Here is a 3,575-nt window from a genome sequence, read left to right as displayed (position 1 = left end):
GTCGCGCACCGCTTCCCGCAGCAGCCCGAAGTCGTCCGAGACGCGGCGGCGTTCGGTCACTCGCGCGCCGCATGCGCGCAGCCACGGCGGCAGGAGGGGGCCGAGCGCGTCGCGGACCCGGCCGCTGTGCGGCAGTCCGGATTCCAGCAACTCGTCGCCGAGGAGCAGCAGTTCGACGGCGGGGCGGCGGTGCACGGTCAGCCGGTCGTAACCGGCGGCCGCCGCCAGCCCCAGGACGGACGCGGTCACGGTCGTACCGGAGGGGAGCAGCGGCTCACCCGCCCGGCACTCCTGGCCGCGGGGCCGGATGTCGCGGCCGGGGGCCAGGGGTGCGGGGCCGGAGCCGGAGCCGGCGGAACGGTCGAACAGCAGCCCGCCCTGTTCGTCGGCCTCCCCGTGCTCCCGGCGCAGGACGGCGCTCGCTCCCGTCGGCAGCGGGGCGCCGGTGGCGATGGGCACGGCCGTACCGTCGCGCAGCGGCTCGGGCCGGGTGCCGGCCAGTACGCCGCCGCCGCTCAGCCGCCACGGGCCCGGCCCGGCCACGGCCCAGCCGTCCATCGCGGAGGTGTCGAACGACGGCAGATCGGTGAGCGCCGTCAGCGGCTCGGCGAGGGCGTGGCCGAGCGATGCGGAGAGCTCGCGGACGACGGCCGGGAGCGGCCGTACGGCGCAGTCCCGAGCGATGGACCTGGCCGCTTCCCACGTCGCGGCGGAGCGCCGGGTCGCGGCCTCCGGCATGCTCGTAACTGACACGGTCATACGCTCCCTGTCCGGCTCACCCATAACTTATCCCTGATGCACGGACAACCTTGCCGAAGGAATCCGAACAAGGAATCCCCATAAGGAATCCGAATGAGGAATTCAGTGCCGATTTCTTGAATTGCCGATCAGTCGATCGACGGCGGCTTTCGTGCCGCGCCAGGACTCGTTCGACCGTACCAGCAGCGCCCTGCCCATGCGGCACACAGGCCGGAAAAGCCGCTTGATAAGCCCCGTCTATGACGTCATTCAAGAAGCCTCTTTGACATTTTCCCGGCGACCGGTGGAAGCTGACTTCCGCACTGGGAGCCGAATATCCGCGGGGCGGCCCACACGCGTACGCGAGGGCGGCCCGCACCCGGATTCGGCGCACGATCCCGGCCGGTGAACAGGGAAACGAGGCGGACCAGATCATGAGCGGCAACGAGGACCCGAGCGACGACCTGAAGGTCACCCCGCCCAAGACCTGGGCGACGGGCGTGCCCGCGGTGGCGCACGCGCTGGAGTACTCCCTGAGCCAGACGTCGCCGCGGCGCACCGCCTTGACGCTGCTGAACATCAACCAGGCCAAGGGCATCGACTGCCCCGGCTGCGCCTGGCCGGAGCCCGCGCCGGGCAAGCGGCACATGAACGAGTACTGCGAGAACGGCGCGAAGCACATCAACGACGAGGCCACCTCGCGGCGCGTCACCCCGGAGTTCTTCCGCGAGCACTCGATCGCCGAGCTGGACGGCAAGTCCGACTACTGGCTCAACCAGCAGGGCCGGCTGACCGAGCCGATGGTCAAGCGGCCCGGCGGGACGCACTACGAGCCGATCGGCTGGGACGAGGCGCTGGATCTGCTCGCCGGGGAGCTGAAGGCGCTGGACTCCCCCGACGAGGCGCTGTTCTACGTGTCCGGCCGGCTCAACAACGAGGCCGCGTTCCTGCTCCAGCTCTTCGCCCGCGCGTACGGCACGAACAACCTGCCGGACTGCTCGAACATGTGCCACGAGTCGAGCGGCAGCGCGATGTCGGAGACGCTGGGCACCGGCAAGGGCACCGTCTCGCTGGACGACATCCACAACTCCGACCTGATCTTCGTCGTGGGGCAGAATCCGGGCACCAACCATCCCCGGATGCTGTCGGCGCTGGAGGAGACCAAGCGCAACGGCGGCCGGATCGTCGCGGTCAACACGCTGCCCGAGGCCGGGCTGAACCGGTTCAAGCACCCGCAGCGGCCGCGCGGGATCGTCGGGCGCGGCACGCAGATCGCCGACCAGTTCCTGCACATCCGCGCAGGGGGCGACCTCGCCCTGTTCCAGGCGCTGAACCTGCTGCTGCTCGAAGCCGAGGACGCCGCGCCGGGCGCCGTGCTCGACCGGTCCTTCATCGACCGGAACACCACCGGCTTCGACGCGTTCACCGAGCACGCGCGCGAGATCTCCTGGGAGCACATCCTGGAGGCGACCGGGCTGTCCCGCGAGGAGATCGAGGAGGTCCACGAGCGGGTCCTGAAGAGCGAGCGGATCATCGTGTGCTGGGCGATGGGCCTCACCCAGCACAAGCACGGCGTCCCCACCATCCGCGAGGTCGTCAACTTCCTGATGCTGCGCGGCAATATCGGAAAGCCCGGCGCGGGTGCGTGCCCGGTGCGCGGCCACAGCAATGTGCAGGGCGACCGCACGATGGGCGTGTGGGAGCGGATGCCGCAGAAGTTCCTCGACGCCCTGGAGGGCGAGTTCGGTTTCACGCCGCCCACGCGGCACGGCCTGGACGCGGTGAACGGTATCCGCGCGATGTACGAGGGGCGCGCGAAGCTCTTCCTCGGCGTCGCCGGCAATTTCGTACGGGCCACGCCCGACAGCGCGGTCACCGAGGAGGCGATGCGGGGGTGCCGGCTCACCGCGCACGTCTCCACCAAGCTCAACCGCTCGCACACCGTCTGCGGTGACACGGCCCTCATCCTGCCCACGCTGGGCCGCAGCGACCGGGATTTCCAGGTCACGGGCGAGCAGTTCATCACCGTCGAGGACTCCATGAGCGAAGTCCACGCCTCCCGCGGAAAGCTGCCGCCCGCCTCCCCGCATCTGCTCAGCGAGGTCGCCATCGTCAGTCGGCTGGCGCGCAAGACCCTCGGCGATATGCCGCACATCCCCTGGAAGGAATTCGAGGCGGATTACGGCACGATTCGCGACCGGATCTCCCGCGTCGTGCCGGGATTCGAGGACTTCAACGCCCGGGTGGCCGTGCCCGGCGGCTTCCGGCTGCCCAACCCGCCGAACCAGGGCGTCTTCCCCACCCCGAGCGGCAAGGCCGTCTTCACCCGCAACGACTTCACGATGCCGCATGTCCCCGAGGGGCATCTGCTGCTCCAGACGCTGCGCTCGCACGACCAGTGGAACACCATCTGGTACGCGCCGAACGACCGTTACCGCGGCATCCACAACGCCCGCCGGGTCGTGATGGTCAACCCCGCCGACCTCGACGCCCTGGGCATCGCCGACCGCGGCACGGTGGACCTGGTGAGCGTCTGGCACGACGGGAAGGAGCGCCGCGCGGAGGGCTTCACGGTCGTCGCGTACCCCGCCAGCCGGGGCTCCGCCGCCGCGTACTACCCGGAGACCAACGTCCTGGTGCCGCTGGACAGCGTCGCGGACATCAGCAACTGCCCCACGTCGAAGGGCGTCGTGGTCCGGCTGGAGCCCGTCGCCGCCTGACGTCCTCCCCTGCCGCGGAACGCCAACCGACCTTGTGGCGAACCGCCGTTGCCACGGCCCGGCAACATCGGGCAAACGTTGCCAGAATCCCGCCAGTGCCGGTGTTGCCGGGCGCAA

General features: G+C 70.3%; 1 protein-coding gene and 1 pseudogene. One reads left to right on the top strand and one right to left on the bottom strand.

Features of this window, described 5'->3' with window-relative positions; genetic code table 11:
• Positions 1-759, bottom strand: a pseudogene (locus ACFU99_RS37500) (molybdopterin molybdenumtransferase MoeA); the annotation flags it as partial.
• 413 nt (positions 760-1,172) lie between these two features.
• Here ACFU99_RS37500 and ACFU99_RS37495 point away from each other — a divergent pair.
• A complete protein-coding gene (locus tag ACFU99_RS37495) occupies positions 1,173-3,458 on the top strand; it encodes an FdhF/YdeP family oxidoreductase (protein WP_384401304.1) in 2,286 nt (761 codons plus the stop codon).
• Positions 3,459-3,575: the final 117 nt, after the last annotated feature.

Origin of the sequence: Streptomyces sp. NPDC057654, from assembly GCF_042800135.1 — a bacterium.
Classification (GTDB): Bacteria; Actinomycetota; Actinomycetes; order Streptomycetales; family Streptomycetaceae; genus Streptomyces.
The sequence above is the reverse complement of the archived record's forward strand: the minus strand, read 5'-3'. Positions and strand labels throughout refer to the sequence as shown.

Excerpts from the sequence above, each read along its gene's own strand:
- ACFU99_RS37495 (WP_384401304.1), top strand. The coding sequence starts at position 1,173 with ATGAGCGGCAACGAGGACCCGAGCGACGACCTGAAGGTCACCCCGCCC.